The organism is uncultured Imperialibacter sp., assembly GCF_963974565.1.
Classification (GTDB): Bacteria; Bacteroidota; Bacteroidia; order Cytophagales; family Cyclobacteriaceae; genus Imperialibacter; species Imperialibacter roseus.
This window is the reverse complement of the sequence record NZ_CAXBCJ010000022.1, coordinates 20627-38154: the sequence shown is the minus strand read 5'-3', so window position 1 is coordinate 38154 and position 17528 is coordinate 20627. Positions and strand designations below refer to the sequence as shown.

The following is a 17528-nucleotide window of genomic DNA, read 5'->3' as shown; positions in this document are numbered from 1 at the left end:
GATGGAGGCTAGTTTTGCTTGTCTTCACAAAAGAATGCCATTCATTACCAGAAAATGTCAAATTTAGGATACTCCGAAATTATTCTACTGATCGCCATTGGGCAAATGACGATGCTTGCTTTTGGCGCTCTGAGAAAAAGAGCCATCCCCTATGCACAGTGGCTCACCTACACATGGGTTTGGGTAACAGCCCTAAGTTTAATCTTCTATTACCACCCAGAGTTTAATATGTACCTGGTTTTGCCAGCTCCATTTCTCTTCAGTGGCTTGCTGCTGACCTTCTTTGACAAACCAATTCCCAGATTATACACTCTCCAACTGCTCCCTCCTCTTTTTATAGGTATTGTCGGTTATATCATTCCTTCAGTCGCCGGGCCTGTGACAGCCATCTATTTGATGTGGGAAGCTTTCGCTCTTGTCAAAACTTATCTATTTTATTCCAGACTCAAAGGCATCGATACCCCTGGCTCCGGCAGCAAAAAGGTCATCTGGCTGAAGTTCTTCTTCCTGATGATGGCCGGCATGATTATAACAATAGTTCTGCGGGAAATCTGGCCCTTAGCATCGCCACAGATTTTGTTCATCATCTGCGCCTTTGCGCTCTCCACGCAATCGGCCTGGTACTTTTCGGGGCCGGGCGCACATGAGCCATTGAAAAGCGAGCAGAAGTACGGCAGCTCAACTCTTGATCAGCCTGAGAAATACAGGATCATGAATGCGCTCGATCACCAGCTGACAGAAAAGAAATATGCACTGGAGCCCGACGCCTCCCTGGCCGGACTGGCCAAAAAAGTGTTCGCATCGCCACATCAGCTTTCTCAGGTGATCAACGAAACCAAGGGCATGAGTTTCTTTGACCTGATGGCCTACCACAGAGTGCTGGAAGCTAAAAAGTTGCTCCGCAAGGAAGAGAACAAGGCACTGAGAATTGAGGAGATTGGCGAAATGGTAGGCTACATGTCAAAGTCTTCTTTTAACACTGTTTTCAAAAAATTCACCAGCCTCACGCCGTCGCAATACAGGGATCGTGACGTTCGACATGATGATCTCGAACGTCGGAATCATACTCTCATACGCACTTCACACGTAACTCATGGTACTTTTGATCAAATACAAAACTCAAGCATCATGGTTACTAATTTCTTTAAAGTCTACCTCAGAAGCCTTGCTCGAAACAGAGCTTTTACATTTATAAACGTTGCCGGGCTGGTGCTTGGCCTGGCTAGTGCGCTGATGATCGCCACCTACCTCAGGTATGAGCTGTCGTACGACAAGTTTCACGAGCATGCCGACGACATCTACAGAATAGCCTTCATGTCGGGCAATCCACAAACAAGGACGCCGCACCCATTGGCTCAGGCTATGGTGGCGGAGTTCCCCGAAGTGGAAGCGGCGGTTACACTTACCCCCCTCTATGGGCCGGGCCTCACCAAGCAATCCATGTACATCCGCAATCCTGAAAAGGATGTGATGTTTCGGGAGCCGGACGGATATGCTGCTGACTCAACCTTCTTTCAGGTATTTGATTTCGAACTGGTCGTAGGCAACGAAGACGTCGCCCTCAAAGAAGTAGGTGGTCTGATCATTACGCAGTCGCTGGCAGCTAAATACTTTGGAGACGAGAACCCACTGGGAAAGATGCTTCAGGTTGACACTGAGGGGCATCCTCTCATCATCACGGGTGTCATGAAAGATGCACCTGCCAATTCGCACTTCCATCCTCAGTTTATTGTTTCATACGTTACCCTTAAGTACCTCGACCCGGGGGATCAATGGTTCGGCTGGGGCGATTATGGGCATTTCAATTATGTACGGCTTACGCCTGGCACTGATGCCATTGCCCTCGAAAACAAAATACCCTTGTGGCTGCACGCACAGGGCCAAATTTCGGACAACTGGTATGCTGGGTTCAAGAGTGGTGAGCTTCGGTTCGCTCTTCAACCGATCACTGATATTCATCTGAAATCCCATATAAGGTGGGAGCTTGAAGCCAACGGCAACATTACCTATGTCTATATTCTTTTTGCAGCCATTGCGTTCATCACAGCCATTGCTGCTATCAACTTCATCAACCTGTCGACAGCCCGGGCTTTTGAGCGTGCCAAAGAAGTCGGCGTAAGACGCACACTAGGAGCTGATAAGGCTCAAGTTACCGCCCTGTTTCTTCTGGAAAATATCACCACGAGCCTGGCAGCACTTTTGTTGGCGACGGGGCTCAGTTTGATCACCTTCGATAGTTTTAAGCAGCTTACAGGAAAGGCGTTTACCTACTCAGATCTTTTATCACCTGCCAACCTGCTTTTGGGACTGATCATGGCTTTGCTGATTGGCACCTTGTCAGGCGTGTTTCCGGCAATCACGGTGTCACGCATTAAGGCCGGAGAAATTTTGAAAGGAAAGTTTGTAACCGGTACCAAAAGTACCGGGCTGAGGAAAGGGCTTATAGTCGTGCAGTTCTCTGTTTCGGCGATTCTTGTTTTTGGAAGTATCATTCTTATTTCGCAAGTGCGCTTTATGGAAGGGCTCCCCCTTGGGTATAGCGACGAGCAGGTCCTTGTGGTAGACTTGAAGTCTGACGAAGTAAAGGAAAGCGTGGAAGCCCTTAAAAATGAAATAAGGAAAGTACCTGGTGTGCAGGACTTGGGTACGGTTTCAAATATTCCGGGTACTCAATTCAATCAAAACGGATTGTATCAAGTCGGCCATCCGGATGTGAATGTGGATGTGTCTGAAATTTTCACTGACTTCGATGGCAACAAGCCGTTGGAGCTGGATCTGGTGGCCGGCAGGTGGTTCGATAAGTCGAATGGGCTCGATTCTCTGGGCAGAAGCTATATTATTAATGAAACAGCAGCTAAAAATCTTGGGCTTGAGGATCCGATTGGCACCCGCCTTATGTGGGATGACGAAAACGCAACCGTAGATGGAATGGTCGTCGGCATTGTAAAAGACTTTCATTTCCAGTCGATGCATGTTCCCATCAGACCACTTTTAATTACCATTAACTACAACCAGCTCAACTATCTGCTCGTGAAACTGGAGGGCGCAAATGTTCAGCAGGCTGTCTCTCATATCGGTAATATCTACGATACCTTCGACGATAAATTTGGTTACGAGGCCTATTTCCTCGATGAAAAGAACCAGCAGCTTTACGAAGCTGAAAAGCAGGCTTTAAAAGTTTTCAACCTGTTCGCTGCCATCGCACTATTGCTTGCCGCCATGGGACTTGTTGGCCTGGCTTATTTGATGATGGTGCAGCGCACCAAAGAGATGGGCGTAAGAAAGATCCTCGGAGCTTCTGTTGGCAATCTGCTTTGGCAGGAAAATTTCAGTTTTCTGAAGCTGATTGCCATAGCCTTCGTACTCGGTTTGCCAGTTGCTTATTTCACTATGAACGAATGGCTGACTGGCTTTGCCTATAGAGTGCCCATCGGCCTGCTTCCCTACGCCATTACTATCACTATTATCCTCGCTATCGCCAGCTTGAGCGTGACGCTCGCCGTACTAAAAACGGTAACGGTGAATCCAAGTCACGCCTTGCGATACGAATAGTCAAACTATCCGGAACAGTTTTCGTTGACATGACATTTAGCCGACAAATCAACTTGTCGGCTACATTCATTTTTGCGTTTATGAAAAGTAAGACCGTGAAAGTATTGGCGATTTCAGGTAGCATCAACCCTGGCGCAACCGCAGGGAGGCTCCTCCAAGCTATTGAGCAGCTGGCTGGTTCTCGATTTCAATTCACCGTTTTTGAAGGGCTGGGCGACATCCCCCACTTCAACCCACAACTATCGGACAGTACGACAAACGAACAAGTGCTGGCCTGGAGAAATCTCTGGAAACAAGCCGACGCCGTCATTATCTGCACACCAGAGTATGCTTTTGGAATGCCTGGTGTGCTAAAAGATGCATTGGACTGGCTCGTGGGCAGCGGAGAGGTTTACCACAAGCCATTGGCGGCATTTAGCTACTCTCCTTCCATGATGGGCGGCGAAAATGCGCTCTCCACGCTCCTCCTCACAATGAAAGCCCAAAACGCTGATTTTGACGAAAGTACCACCTCAACGATTTCGGCCATCAGGCAACGATTTTCACTTGAAGGAAAAATTACGGATCCCACCCTTTCTACTCTCCTTACCAAAGTTCTTCAGTCGCTGGCTAACAAATGTGTCAAAAAAACTGACTCACACTGACATAAGGTTGTCAGCGACCAGCGCCTTTTTGCTTCCTGTAACAACGAAGCGCAGCAATGACGAAGATTGACCTTTCTAAAATCGACAAAACATATTATACAGCCAAACAAAAGCCTGAGCTAGTCACGCTAGCGCCAGTGCAATATCTTTCCATTGCTGGCCAGGGCGATCCGTCATCAAAAGGTTTTGCTGAGTGCATAGAGGCTCTCTACTCGGTCGCCTACATCATTAAATTTGATTGGAAAGCTGCGGAAAAGGACTTCGTCGTGCCAAAGCTGGAAGGGCAATGGTGGTTTGATGAGGATAAGTATGGCGGGGTATCCATGACAGACGCTCCTACCAAAATCCCAAGGTCAGAGTGGATGTTTCGTCTGCTCATAAGGCTGCCAGAGTTTGTGGAAAAAGAGAATATTACGACTGCGGCATCCAATGTTGTTAGCAAAAAGGGAATGGAACTGGCAAGACAGGTTAAGTATTTCGAAATGAACGAAGGTAATGTTGTGCAAATCCTTCACGTTGGGCCGTTTGACAAAGAGCCCGAAAGCCTGGGTAAACTACAGGGTTTTATTGAAGCCAATGGCTTGAAACGAAACGGCCTGCACCATGAGATCTATTTGTCGGACTTCAGGAAAACAGCTGCCCAAAAGCTAAAGACGATTTTACGGGAGCCAATAAAATAACCTTTTCAAAACTTTCTCGTTAAGCATATCATCTATAAATTTGAATATCAATAATTGATACATCAATAATGAAAGATGATCTGTCGCAAGTTGTGCTTTTTATGCTCGACCAAACTAACAAGCTGGCCAAGCAATACTCGCAAAAGGAGTTGGACAAGAGAGGTGCGGGCATCACTGTCGACCAATGGGTATTGCTAAAAGTGATCGAAGCAGATCCAGGTCTTTCGCAGCGTGACTTGGCCGAGAAATCAATCAAAGATCCGGCTTCCATTACCAGAATGCTGGATTTACTGGAAAAGAAAGGCCTTATTCAAAGGGAAGCTATAGAAGGTAACAGAAGGCAATACATGATTACTGTTTCCAAAGAAGGACAAAAATTCATCAATAAGCATATGGACATGGTACAAAGTCACCGGGCCAAAAGCCTGGAAGGGTTCTCAAAAAAGGAGGTCGGTAAATTGAAGGACATGCTTTTAAGAATCCAGGGGAATATGGTATAAAAAATTTGACTAAACAATTGATATATCAATAATTGATATTCATGAAAATAATTGTTACAGTGATTGGCATTCTTTGCGGTATTGCTGTCGTGCTGTTTGATTCCGGACTTTCAAACGCCCCCAACACTGTTCGCAGAAAGGGAATGGAAGTTAGCTGGACCCATAGGAACAACCGGGTGCATTTCGAAATGAAAGCTCCAACAATCGGGTGGGTAGCCATCGGCTTCAATGAGGGGGATCAGCTAAAGAACACCTACCTCATCATGGGTAGGGTGGCCAACAACTTGGCGACAGTGAAAGAACACTTTGTTGTCGAGCCGGGAGACTATCGGCCCATTGAAACTTTCGGAGCTCCCGTATTGGTCGACGCTATTGAAGGCATGGAAAATGAAGAGGGGACAGTCATCAGGTTCTCTTTGCCCGTAGAGGCAATTGACGCCTACTGCAAGAATTTAGAGCCTGGCACACACTACACACTATTAATGGCCTTTAGCCTGGAAGATGACTTCCAGCATCATTCGGTCATGCGAACACAAACAACAATTCAATTATAAAACTCAAACAATTTCTAATCATGAACACTAACATTTCAAACATTATGATGACCGTATTTGGTACTATGGTATTTAGTATTGCTCAGGCGCAGGAAACTGACGTGGAAGAGGTGAAAAAGACGATCATGCAATTCGCAACGGCGGCCGACTATCAAGATCCGATTATCCTTGAAGAAGTACTGGACACCCACTTCAGGGTAGTTATGAACAGGCTCTTTGGAGCAGAAGGAGTTGCAATTATGCCTCGAGAGGTTTACCTGGCCAAAATCAAAAACAAAGAATTTGGTGGAGACAAAAGAGAGGTAACTATTTCCAATGTGACCATCAACGGAAATACTGCCAGCGCTCTGGTGAGCTTTAAGGGCAGTAAGATGACATTTGTTTCTACCCTGCTCCTGGTTTTTACCAGGGAAGGCAAGTGGAAGTTGGTAGCTGACCTGCCAAACGTGATTTAAACAATGCGAGGCTGTCTCTACCACTGGCTTATAGTCAATGCCTTGAGGCAGCCTCCAATTTATGCCCCAGCAGATACGGTAATGTGTTCCTTCTTTGTTTTAAGCTTTCGTTGAAAGAAAACGATCGCTGGCGTAAAAATCACGGTCGGGATAAGCCAAAGCAGCCATTGATACTGCGAGCCACCCATGATACGGTCACCGTTTTGCACTGCAAAAGCTGTAATGGCTGCAATATAGCTCCCACCAATGGCGCTTATGTGCTGGCGCAACCACCACAGTTTGTAGGTCTCTTCCCTCGGTTTTAGTAAGAAAGCCAAATCTCTGTAGGCGGCGAAAGCGGTAAAAAAACCGAAAATGTAACTAAGGATGGCCAAAGGAACTCCAAATCCAGCCACGCTTCCCACATAGAATCCGTAGCCCACCAATCCCATACCAAAAGCCATAGTAAGTCCCGAAGCACCCAGATCAACCCAGGTGTGCTCGCCCAGCTTCTTTCGTTTGGTTACTCTATAGCCTGTGAAAGTGGCGTAGAAGCTTACCACCCCCACTACCATCAAAAAGGCGCTGAAACGGTAGAACGTGATTATCAGAATAGCCGAGACAAATATCCACGCCATGCCAAGGACGTAGGTGATTCCAAGCTTTTTATGGAGCTTCCCGCCCTTTTTATTGATGAAATTGAGCAGGCCCGTGAGTAAAACCATTGCGCCAGCAGAGGCGTGAGAAATGAGCATGAATTTTTCCATTGTATTTCCTTTTCATCATAGAAACTCAACAGAAAATAGCTATACCACAAAGAAATGCTGAACTGTATATTTACAATGACGGGCTGTAAAATATATTGGATAGACCAATTAGATGGACGCCTGCTCAAGGAGCTCTCTAAGCGCACTCATCGACTTGGTCATTTGATAGTGAACGATGGGATCTGTGATAAGCCGTGGTACGGCGCTTGGCTTGGTGCTGACCTGATAGCTGATTTCGACTACGTCAAACCCCAAAGATCGGATCGTCCATTTTCCCTGTACTTGTTCCATCCTTTCGGCGCCTTTCTTCAAAGGAAGGACGTCGTCCACACTTTCAATAGCCACCTCAATAATATTACCCTTTTCAATAAGGGAGTGGCGTAGCACTGCATCGTGGTCGTTCAGTGGCCAGGGCAGGTCGTACTCTATATAAGTGACCCAGGTCAGTTTTTCGTTGTTGAGCACGTCGTAGGCACCGGCACCAATATTCCACTGTATTCCCTTATCCGCATTTCTCAGCATCTCTACCACCACCGCAGAACTACTTTTGGCAGTAAAGACCGCTTTCACCTCCCGAACATCAACACCATATCTGTTAACTATAGGCCGCTCGTGAAGGGTGATGTTTTCCCTGGCATACACCTGCTTAAAGCCGGCTTCTTTGGCAACATCAGTTTTGTCCGGGGCAACAGACCAGGACGATGCAAAAAGGATAGCAGCGGAAACGAACTTCAACATTTTAACAAAATGATAATAATATCACAATGACGAACGGGCGCAAAAATAGTTGCTGTTCGTGAATAAAAAATTTATTTCTTACAATCAAGTATAAAAAGAGGCTGCCTCAAAAGCCCAAATCGACTGTCAGGTTGAGCTCGTTCCACGTCGGTGTCGAAACCTTGGCGTTAAACGCTCCTAAGCATTTCGACAGGCTCAATGTGACATTCCTCTCCGATTGTCGGGCTTTTGAGACAGCCTCTTCACTCACATCACAGATGTGATCTATTTCTGCGACTCATACTTCCGCTTGAAGCGGTCGTACAGCATTTGCTGCTTGCCATCCAATATGATGCCTTTGCCCATAATAAAGGCACTGGTCACCTTGCTGGTGCGCATGTCGAGAATATCTCCTTCTGACACCACGATATTGGCATCCTTGCCATTCTCCAAGGTACCCGTCGTGCCATCGATGCCCAGTATCTGCGCAGTGTTAGAAGTAATCATCTTCAATGCCTCCTCTTTGCTGATACCGCCATAGGCTGCTACTGTTCCTGCTGTGAAAGGCAGGTTCCTTGAGCCATGAAGCGTTTCATACGTCAAACCTACTTTGATGCCTGCATTTGAAAGAATGGCCGGCAGCTTGTAGGCCAGGTCATAGTCCTCATCCTCTCTGCCTGGGATTCTGTGCACATCTGTCAGCAACACCGGAATGTTGTTGTCTTTCAGAAAATCGATGCAGTTGCCTGCGTCGGTTCCGCCCACAAGAACGATGCTGGTGGCACCACTTGCCTTGGCAAACTGAATACCCTCCATGATCTCCACCCTCCTATCGGCATGAACAAACAGCTTCTGCGCTCCGGTAAACAAGCCTTTCATCGCTTCCAGTCTTAGGTTGGTCACGGCGGGCTGTCCTTCGCTGTAGGCTTTTGCGTCAGCAAAAAACTTTTCCAGCTTGTCAATCGACGACTGGTAATTAGGGTTCTTTCTTGGCTCCGTCTCGCCCATCCACCAGCGTGGTGCAAAAGTCTTGGTAGGCCAGTTCAGGTGAATGGCATCGTCGGCTTTGTACTGAGCATCCTCCCAGTTCCAGCCTTCCAGCATCATAATGGAAGAAGTGCCCGTAACCAGATCGCCCTGAGGGGTGCTCTGCGCAAGCAAAATGCCGTTGTAGCGCAACGTAGCAATCACTTCAGAATCTGTATTGTAAGCAACCAGACTCCTTACATGTGGATTCAAGTCGCCAACTTCCTCGCTGTCAATAGACGCTCGCACCGAAGAAATATCCTCCAAACCGAGCACTGTATTAGGCAGAATCAAGCCCGGATATACATGCTTGCCTGCAATATTGATCACTTCAAACTTGGTCATGTCTAACCGCACAACGGTGGCATCGCCCACGTTGGTGATTTTACCGTTCTCAAAAGTCACAAATGAGTTTTCGATCACCTGGCCATTGCCAATATGCGCCGTGCCATTCATTAGCAGGATAGGTTTTTCCTGTGGCCCTACAGGCTCAGGCACCTGAGCTTTGGCCTGCGCTGTTATCAGCAAACAGGCAGCAATTATATATTTTAATTTTTTCATCTCGTTTAGCTTTTAAAGTGGACGATTAGTCTTCCTGCGAAGCTTTGATCATGTCGCCAAGGTATTCGTCTTCGCAATCCCATCTGTGCTTGTACTGACGGCTTGGTCTTTGCGTTGGAGCACCAGAAGCCTTCGCCGACTTCATTTTGGCAATAATCCTGGCTCTTTCATCCTGAATGGCATCTCTCATTTGTGCATCTTTCTCAATATCGAAGTACACAATGCCATCTACCATGGTTTTCTCTGGCTTCGCATAAATTGAAAGCGGATGCTCGTTCCATAACACAAGGTCGGCGTCTTTGCCTACTTTAATGCTGCCCATTCTGCTGTCGAGGTGAAGCAGTTTCGCTGGATTGATGGTCACCATTTTTATGGCTTCTAACTCGCCCATGTCGGCATACTTGATCGATTTGGCAGCTTCCTGGTTCAGGCGGCGGGCCATTTCAGCGTCGTCGGAGTTGATGGCCACGGTTACGCCGGCCATGGTCATCAGTGCCGCATTGTAAGGAATGGCTTCACGCACCTCATATTTGTACTGCCACCAGTCGGCGAAAGTACCGCCACCCACACCGTGCTCGGCCATTTTATCTGCCACTTTATAGCCTTCCAGAATGTGCGTAAACGTATTCACACGGAAGTTGAATCGCTCCGCCACTTTCATCATCATGTTGATTTCAGGCTGCACGTAAGAGTGGCAGGTCACAAAACGCTGCTTGTTCAAAATTTCAGCCAGTGCGTCCAGCTCAAGGTCTTTGCGTGGCTTTTTAGCTCCGGCCTTGCTTTTAGCTGGCAGTGCATTGTATGCTTTCCATTCTTTATCGTATTCCTGTGCCCTGGTAAAAGCGTCAGCCATTACCTGCTCCACGCCCATACGGGTTTGAGGGAAACGAATATTGCTGGTAGGCGGTCTGTTCGACTGCTTCACGTTTTCACCCAAAGCAAACTTGATGTACTTGTCGGCTCCTTTGATCAGAAGATCCTGAGGAGCAGCGCCCCAGCGGAATTTGATCAAGGCCGACTGGCCGCCGATAGGGTTGGCCGAGCCATGCAATAGCTGAGCAGCCACCACACCACCAGCCAGCTGACGGTAGATATCGGAGTCTTCAGAGTCAATCGCATCTTCCTGACGAACCTCAGAAGTAACAGCCTCAGAGCCCTCATTCACGCCGCTAAGGGCAATGTGTGTGTGTTCGTCGATAATGCCTGGTGTCAGGTGCTTGCCTGCACCATCGATAGTTACTGCGCCAGCCGGAGCGGATAGCCCCTTGCCTACCTGCGCAATCTTGCCGTTTTGTACCAACACATCAGTGCTTTCCAGCTTGCCGGCATCTTCGCTGGTCCAAACAGTAGCGCCTTTGATCAGGTATGTTTTGGCTGTTGGAAGCTCTTCGTTACCGAAAGCAACAAAAGGATACATGATCTTACCAAGGTCGGGAGCTTTGTCGCTGTTTCCGTCCTCTTTCTTCTCCTTCTCTTCAATGGCACTCTGGTAAGTAGCTGTCCACTTGATCCAGTCACCGTTTTCCAGCTGACCATCGCCTTTGAAGTTTTTACCGTTCAACCAGCCACTTAACCTGATATTGCCCTCTTTCTTTTTTTCAGGCTGGAAGCTGAGGCTGATGTTCTGTCCGTCAATGGTTGTTTTTGCATCTACAGAAGTGGAGTCGTTCACTTTCACTTTAGCCTTCTGCGAACCTGCTTTGCCTGAAATCTCCAATGTATAGCTGCTGCCTGAGTAGCTCAACTCATAGTTGCCGGCATAATCGGGGGCGTTCATATCTGTAACCTCATACTTATTGCCCTGCACCCAGTTTTCGTAGATAGCTGTTTTCTCGTCAAACAGGTTGCCCGAAGTAATCAGGAAGTTGGCCAGCATGCCTTTTTTCAAACTGCCTACTTTGTCGGCTGCCTTCAAAAGTGATGCAGGAGTGTATGTAATCGCTTTCAGCGCTTCCTGCTCGCTCAAGCCATACTTAATGGCTTTTCTCACGTTTGGCAAAAAGTCAGCCGGGTCTTTCAGGTCGCTGGCAGTAAAGGCAAAGGTGATGCCGTTTTTGGCTACCGTTGCGGCGTTGGCAGGAGCAAGCTCCCAGTGTTTCAGCTGAGAAAGCGACACATTCAATGCATCGTAGGGGTCGTCCACATCGTAGGCAGCCGGGTAGTTCACCGGAATGATCAGAGAAGCCTTCGTGGCCTTCACTTCGTTGATGCGCTGGTACTCATCGCCCGAGCCTTTGATGATGTACTGAACGCCGAATTCATCGCCAACTTTGTCAGCCAGGAGAAGTCTCAGCTTGTTATCAGTTTCGAAAATTTGTGGCAAGCCCTGCAAGGCATTGAATGCCTCAAGGCTCACATTGGTTTGCACCTTGTTGAGGGGTGATGTGTACCACTGGGCATCGTAATAGGTTTGGCGAAGCAACGCCACATAGCCCATGATCGAGTTAGGGTAGTTTTGAGTGGAGCTACCTTTGTCGAATGCATAGTTGGCAGCTGCTCTTTCTTTCACAATCACTTCGTTCACCGGGCCATCGCTGAGCGTCACCAGGGTAGCGCTTCCTCTTACAATGCCGTCGGGCCTGAAAGCCAGCACACTGCCAAAGCCTTGCTTTCTCCACTTCTCGGCTGTTTTGGCATCGATGGTAAACTCGCTGGCTCCGTCGAAGTCAGCTTTGATGGCGTCGTTCCAGCCATAAGCTTCTTTGCGGTCAGAATCAAGCTGTGGAGGATCCATAAAGCTTCTCCTTCCCCGCTTCACATCCGGCATGCCATAGCTGGTGTAGGGATCTACGATAGAAGGATAAATAAATTTTCCGCCAAGGTCAGTGACGATGGCGCCTTTGGGGATAGCAACACTCGCTCCGACTGCTTCCACGAAGCCGTCTTTCACAAGTAATGTTGCATTCGCTAATGTTGTTTGATAATCCACCACCACGGTGGCGTTCGTAAAAGCATAAATATTCAGCCGTTTATCCTGGGCACCATTCACAGGAAAGTTTTCCTGAGCCAGTGCCGGAGACAAGACCATACTTACGCCCATAAACAGGAGTATTAATCTCTTCATGTCCTCAATGTTTTTTGGTTTTCTAAGAGAGCGAAGATACAAGGATGAGGATCAAATAGCGGCTGGATTTATACAGGTGGCTATGTTGATAAAATGTCGGAATTATTAGTCTATTTATGAAATAGAGCCCTTCCGGCGAAAAGTCATGCCGCCGATATTTGCCTCACATAATATATCGTCGCTGTGATAGTTAAGCGGCCGTTTTGCTATTTTCGCTCCTGATGGTATGCAAAAACTGCGGAACGGTGTTTCAGGGTAATTTTTGCCCCAACTGCGCACAAAGTGCTAGCGTGGATCGCTTTGATATGAAAACATTGCTGGCGGAGTCATTCGAATCGTCGCTCGATATCGAGACCGGCCTGTTTGGCACCCTCAGAGAACTGGCGATCCGTCCCGGGCAAGCGATCAGGGGGTATATCGACGGCAAGCGGCTCAGTCTTTATGTGCCAGCCAAGTTCTTGTTGTTGGTTGGAGCTGTCACCACCATTCTTTCCATCCGCTACGGCATCTTCAAAGTGGCTCAGGAAAACAACTTTTTTGAAGACTGGCATTGGTACAAAATGCATTTCGTCGGCTTCTGGGACTTTGCCAACGAGTATTCTACCCTCATCAACATCATCGCCATCCCTATTTATACCTTTTCTACCTGGCTTTTTTTCAAACCCATTGGCGATAATTTTTCGGAGCACCTGGTGATGAATATTTATGTAACCGCCCAGCAGCTGGCACTCATTGTCATCATGTTCCCATTTCTTCAGCTATTCCCGGATGCCAAGGCGGCTATTATTACTATCTACACCGTGATCGTAATTCTCTATAATATTTGGGTTTACACCACTTTTTTCCGGATGAAAAACTGGATGGGTGTTACGTTGTCGATCATGGCCACAGCCTATGCCCAGCTCTGCACCATCATTATGACACATTTGACTTTCCTGACACTGGATATGTTGAACTTGCTACCCTATCTGGAGTTTGAGTTGTAACAAGACAGCAGAAAAAATTGTATCTTTAGAATAGAAGTTCAACTTAACACACCCGCCAACGATGCTCTATGTAATGGTTCAATTTCGTGTAAAAAAAGGCCACGTGCAGGAAGCCGAAAAGCTGATACGTGGCTTTATAGATAACATCAGAAATAACGAGCCTGGCACGCTGGCCTATCAGTCCTTTCAGTTCAATCATGATATCCAGGAGTTTGTGCACCTCATGTGCTTTACAGGCGAGGATGCTGACGAAAAGCATAAAGACTCTCCCTATATCAAGCAATTTGTGGACACCCTCTACCCTCTCTGCGAGAGCGAACCCAGGTTTCATCACCTGGGGTTGGTGGCGGAGAAGTAACCCACCGATATGGTGCTGACAAGGCAGTAGCCTAACACTGCCGACGAATTACGTCTTCCTCTGATACGCTGCTTAAGCAGAAATTTTGGCTTCCTTTAGAATAGTTTCGTAGTGAGCTTTAAGCGCCTCATCAATCGAGTTGTAAAAGTCGGCCAGCTCCATTTCATCCAGATCAATTATCACCTGATTGTTGTTGGTCAGCTGCACCTGAATCTTGTGAAGAACATTCCTCTCGTCTTTCACAGGTGTAATGTGCTGAACCTCGGCTACCTTAAAAACGCCTTCTTTTCTATTGTTTTTATAGGCGATCTCCTCATTGGTCAGCTTCAAAAAATCATTGTAGTTATTGATCCCTGAAATTAGCTTCCCCGCAACGGGTGCAATGACACAAATGGCCGCCCAAATGAAGAAGCGAACTTGATTTACTTCGTAGTTGGCATAAATGAAAACGAAAATTGCAGGTATGCTGAAATAGATGAATAATTGTGTCAGCAGCTTGTTTCGGTGGTTTCTGAAGACCACCTGCCCTTCGGTGGGCACTACCGTAATGGGGAACAAGAATTCTTCCCAAAGGATCAATACCATTATAACGACCGCAAGGCCCACCAGAGCCATGCCTATATACCCGCTGGTGTCTTCCTTAAGTTCGCCGAAGGGAGCCTCAAAAAGCTGGGAGCCCAAAAAAGAAGACAAAGCGAAAATAAGCAAAAGAAGCCCTACACTGAATTCAACCGGATAGGTTGGCCTGATGATCTTTCCCATAACACTGACGTCTAGCTACGATTGTTTTTTTTGCGAAATTACTAAAAAAAGAATCTCAAAGTCAGCTTTTCTTTGGGGTCGCAAGAATAAGTAGATGAATGCACTATTCGATCAGACAAAAAAGCGAAGTTGACGATTTGAGGCCCAACTTATAAGGCAGATGCCTCCATCAGACGATTTCAATGCCTCGTACCTCACACGGCCGCTAATGGATAGGCTCTACTAATTCACACCCTCAGCGAACCACGAAAGCCCCTGGCGCCGTAGTAAGACTCTGCACCGTTGTGGTACAGAAACACATGATTGAAACGACGATCGCAAAAAAGGGCACCGCCAAGCTTTCTGATCTCGGGAGGCGTTTGCACCCAGCTTGAGGTTTTCAAGTCGAACTCTCCAAGGGTTTGCAGCATCCGATAGTTTTCCTCCGTCAGTAATTCTATCCCCATGTTGGCGGCCATGTTGGTGGCGCTGTCGGCTGGTTTATGTTCTTTCCTTGACTCCAGTGCCTCATGGTCGAAACAAAGGCTTCTCCGGCCTTTAGGGCTTTCAGCAGAGCAGTCATAAAAAATGTACTCTTTTGTGTTGTCATCAAAGCCAACAACATCGGGCTCACCGCCTGTTGTTTCCATGTCGTCGAGCACCCATAACTTGCCCGGGTTGGCTTCCAACCTTGCTTTTACTTTGGCCCATTCCAGCCCTTTATGGCGATTCATGTGCTTCTCAAAGCGGGCCTTCAGGGTATTGAGCAACTCTTCGCTTTGTGCTGGTAATAGTTCTTTTTTTGACATCTGGCTAATCATTTAGTCCTTTTCCATCCAAAATATGCTGCATATACTTTTCGATCCTTGCTTCCCGGGTTTTAGATTGCTTGGGTTGAGAAAAATGCAGCAGGTATCCTCTTTGCCTCCCAGGTGTCAACGCCTCGAAAGCAGCTTTCAATGCTGGGTTTTCATCCAGCGTCTGGCGAAACTCATCCGGCATATTGAACTCCGATGTTTTTTTGAGCGCTACCTGAGTGCCAGATTTTTCTACCCGAATGGCTTCGAGAACATAATCTTTGATGATCGGCTCCATCTCTGCTACCTGCTCAGCACTGGTAAACCGGAGTTGGCGTGCCACCTGCACATTCTCAGTTTGCTGTATCAGCAAGCCATGCTTGTCCTCCAGCAGCACCCCCTTATGAAAAAGCACAGCACAGTATTCCTTGAATCCATGGATCAATACCACATTGGTTCCCTGCAGCGTGTAGCAAGGCTTTCCCCATTTCAACTCCTCCTCCAGCGCAGTGTCGAGAATAATCCTCCTCAATTGATGGAAGGCTTCCTGCCAGCGGGAAGTTTTACTGAAAAAAGCATCGATACTGGGGCTCATATGGCTCATGTGGCTAAATTTAGGTGAGAGGCCAGGGCAAACGCATTTAAAACAAATTAGATAAATTATTTTCAAAGCTGTTTTTCTACCCCGGCCCTTAAGGGTGAAACAGCTTTGAAATTCTTCTTTCCCTTTAGGGCTAGGGTAAAAAGAAGAATTTCAAAGTTAAATAGTTTTAAATGCGTTTGCCCTCGGTGAGAGGCAGTAAAAACACAATCTGAGGCATACATATCGCTACCGGCTCAGGCAACTGATACAAGTTTGCGGGACGACGGCCTGAAATACCACGACACCACAGTCAGCACCAGCAGCAACGTTGGCCCAAAGAGCTCCAAAGGGTCGCTGTTGGCAGCTACATGAGAAAAGATGGCGCCCACCATATTGAAGAAAAAGCCAGCATAAGCCCACTCCTTCAGCAGAGGGAATTTGGGAACAAGCACCGCCACCACTCCCAAAAGTTTCAGCGGTCCAAGTATGGTGAGGATGTAGCTGGGGTAACCCAGTTGAGCCATTTTCTCTACCTCTTCCTGCATTTTTATCAGCTGCACTATACCAGTTGAAGTCATGCCCAGGGCGAGCCAAATGGTGGCAATCCAGTAAGTGATTTTTCCTGCTTTTCCGGCAGATGGTTGTGTCTCTGTCATGATTAGTTATTTTATGCGTTCGGGTGTAAGTTTTAATGTCTTTCAGGGATTAGCTCTGGCCTACTATTTCCTGCAGGCGGTTGTGGGCCATATTGACACCCTGCGCAAACGGCAGCTGCAATATCTGGTCCCGGATGACCACCGACCTGTAAACGACGTGTATGGTGAGTTTGCTGGTGGCGTCGGTGAGTTGCTCGAACTCCAAAAACTCCAGTTGAACACCAAAACTCGCATTCTCCATTTCGAATGTTCTTGTGATCTTCTGATCCGGCACAAACTCATGGATTGTTCCATTAAACCCATGCTTGTTTCCCATAGGGTCGGTGGTTTCAAACTGCCAGCTGCCGTGCTTTTTGTTTTCAAGCTTCAGCACCTTCGTTCCCATCCATTGTTCCACAATTTCGGGCTCTACATAGGCTTTAAACAGCAGCTCCAATGGTAAATCAAATTCTCTCGTGATCAGCAATTCCTGCTTGCCCTCTTCGGCGTGAATCTTTGTTTTTCGTTCCATACAATCTTGTTTACTGGGGTTTGTGTTGTTTCATTACGGCCTCCAACTTATTAAACCTGTCGTCCCACAACTGTGCAAATGGCAGAAGCCATTCAGCTATTTCTTTCATTTTGTTGGCGTTGAAGTGATAGTGTATCTCCCTGCCCGACTGTTCCTGCGTGAGCAACTGGCACTCGGTGAGAATTTGTATGTGCTTAGAAATAGTTTGCCTCGATGACTCAAAGCTGTCAGCAATGGCACCGGGGGTCATGGCCTGCAAAGCCACCAACGATAAAATGGCCCTCCGTGTAGGGTCAGCTATTGCCTGGAAAATATCTCGCCTTGTTTTCATTTATGCAGCTATTTGACTGCAAATATACATGCAGCTATTTAACTGCGCAAATATTTTTTTCAGAAA

18 protein-coding genes are annotated in these 17528 nt (G+C 47.2%); 8 read left to right on the top strand and 10 right to left on the bottom strand.

Annotation, left to right across the window (positions count from 1 at the left end):
* Nucleotides 1–54 precede the first annotated feature (54 nt).
* From AAC052_RS23410 to AAC052_RS23385, 6 genes are all read left to right on the top strand, one after another.
* Nucleotides 55–3552 carry an ABC transporter permease gene (locus tag AAC052_RS23410; RefSeq protein WP_339815690.1) on the top strand — a complete coding sequence of 1166 codons (3498 nt, stop codon included), beginning with the start codon at nucleotides 55–57 and terminating at the stop codon, nucleotides 3550–3552.
* A gap of 80 nt (nucleotides 3553–3632) precedes the next feature.
* On the top strand, nucleotides 3633–4196 hold the full coding sequence (locus AAC052_RS23405; RefSeq protein WP_339815689.1) for an NADPH-dependent FMN reductase: 564 nt from the start codon (nucleotides 3633–3635) through the stop codon (nucleotides 4194–4196).
* Between the two features lie 56 nt (nucleotides 4197–4252).
* Nucleotides 4253–4876 (top strand): GyrI-like domain-containing protein, encoded by a 624-nt coding sequence (locus tag AAC052_RS23400; RefSeq protein WP_339815688.1) that lies wholly within the window; start codon nucleotides 4253–4255, stop codon nucleotides 4874–4876.
* A gap of 68 nt (nucleotides 4877–4944) precedes the next feature.
* Entirely contained in the window at nucleotides 4945–5376 is a 432-nt protein-coding gene (locus tag AAC052_RS23395) for a MarR family transcriptional regulator (protein WP_317490629.1), read from the top strand.
* A gap of 41 nt (nucleotides 5377–5417) precedes the next feature.
* A complete protein-coding gene (locus AAC052_RS23390; RefSeq protein ID WP_339815687.1) occupies nucleotides 5418–5930 on the top strand; it encodes a DOMON domain-containing protein in 513 nt (170 codons plus the stop codon).
* Nucleotides 5931–5950: 20 nt separating this feature from the next.
* A complete protein-coding gene (locus tag AAC052_RS23385; protein ID WP_339815686.1) occupies nucleotides 5951–6385 on the top strand; it encodes a nuclear transport factor 2 family protein in 435 nt (144 codons plus the stop codon).
* A gap of 59 nt (nucleotides 6386–6444) precedes the next feature.
* On the opposite strand, the gene AAC052_RS23380 is transcribed toward AAC052_RS23385, so the two are convergent.
* From AAC052_RS23380 to AAC052_RS23365, 4 genes are all read right to left on the bottom strand, one after another.
* Nucleotides 6445–7131 carry a hypothetical protein gene (locus tag AAC052_RS23380; protein WP_339815685.1) on the bottom strand — a complete coding sequence of 229 codons (687 nt, stop codon included), beginning with the start codon at nucleotides 7129–7131 and terminating at the stop codon, nucleotides 6445–6447.
* Between the two features lie 108 nt (nucleotides 7132–7239).
* Nucleotides 7240–7869, bottom strand: a complete 630-nt coding sequence (locus AAC052_RS23375; protein ID WP_317490625.1) for a hypothetical protein — start codon at nucleotides 7867–7869, stop codon at nucleotides 7240–7242.
* 264 nt (nucleotides 7870–8133) lie between these two features.
* The gene (locus AAC052_RS23370; protein WP_339815683.1) at nucleotides 8134–9435 is read right to left on the bottom strand and encodes an amidohydrolase family protein; all 1302 of its coding nucleotides are present in this window, start codon (nucleotides 9433–9435) and stop codon (nucleotides 8134–8136) included.
* A 25-nt stretch (nucleotides 9436–9460) separates the two neighbouring features.
* The gene (locus tag AAC052_RS23365) at nucleotides 9461–12499 is read right to left on the bottom strand and encodes an amidohydrolase family protein (RefSeq protein WP_339815682.1); all 3039 of its coding nucleotides are present in this window, start codon (nucleotides 12497–12499) and stop codon (nucleotides 9461–9463) included.
* Nucleotides 12500–12804: 305 nt separating this feature from the next.
* On the opposite strand from AAC052_RS23365, the gene AAC052_RS23360 reads away from it, so the two are divergent.
* Both AAC052_RS23360 and AAC052_RS23355 read left to right on the top strand, forming a co-directional pair.
* Nucleotides 12805–13485 (top strand): DUF3667 domain-containing protein, encoded by a 681-nt coding sequence (locus AAC052_RS23360; protein ID WP_317490622.1) that lies wholly within the window; start codon nucleotides 12805–12807, stop codon nucleotides 13483–13485.
* Between the two features lie 73 nt (nucleotides 13486–13558).
* Nucleotides 13559–13843, top strand: a complete 285-nt coding sequence (locus AAC052_RS23355; protein ID WP_339815680.1) for an antibiotic biosynthesis monooxygenase — start codon at nucleotides 13559–13561, stop codon at nucleotides 13841–13843.
* 72 nt (nucleotides 13844–13915) lie between these two features.
* On the opposite strand, the gene AAC052_RS23350 is transcribed toward AAC052_RS23355, so the two are convergent.
* The 6 genes from AAC052_RS23350 to AAC052_RS23325 form a co-directional block, all read right to left on the bottom strand.
* Nucleotides 13916–14605: a heavy metal transporter gene (locus AAC052_RS23350; RefSeq protein WP_317490620.1), complete on the bottom strand. Its 690-nt coding sequence runs from the start codon at nucleotides 14603–14605 to the stop codon at nucleotides 13916–13918.
* 227 nt (nucleotides 14606–14832) lie between these two features.
* Nucleotides 14833–15393 (bottom strand): DUF4256 domain-containing protein, encoded by a 561-nt coding sequence (locus tag AAC052_RS23345; RefSeq protein WP_317490619.1) that lies wholly within the window; start codon nucleotides 15391–15393, stop codon nucleotides 14833–14835.
* Between the two features lie 4 nt (nucleotides 15394–15397).
* Nucleotides 15398–15976, bottom strand: a complete 579-nt coding sequence (locus AAC052_RS23340) for a YdeI family protein (RefSeq protein ID WP_339815732.1) — start codon at nucleotides 15974–15976, stop codon at nucleotides 15398–15400.
* Nucleotides 15977–16218: 242 nt separating this feature from the next.
* The gene (locus AAC052_RS23335) at nucleotides 16219–16620 is read right to left on the bottom strand and encodes a DoxX family protein (protein ID WP_317490617.1); all 402 of its coding nucleotides are present in this window, start codon (nucleotides 16618–16620) and stop codon (nucleotides 16219–16221) included.
* A gap of 49 nt (nucleotides 16621–16669) precedes the next feature.
* Nucleotides 16670–17131, bottom strand: a complete 462-nt coding sequence (locus AAC052_RS23330) for an SRPBCC domain-containing protein (protein ID WP_339815679.1) — start codon at nucleotides 17129–17131, stop codon at nucleotides 16670–16672.
* A gap of 10 nt (nucleotides 17132–17141) precedes the next feature.
* On the bottom strand, nucleotides 17142–17462 hold the full coding sequence (locus tag AAC052_RS23325) for a metalloregulator ArsR/SmtB family transcription factor (RefSeq protein WP_339815678.1): 321 nt from the start codon (nucleotides 17460–17462) through the stop codon (nucleotides 17142–17144).
* Nucleotides 17463–17528: the final 66 nt, after the last annotated feature.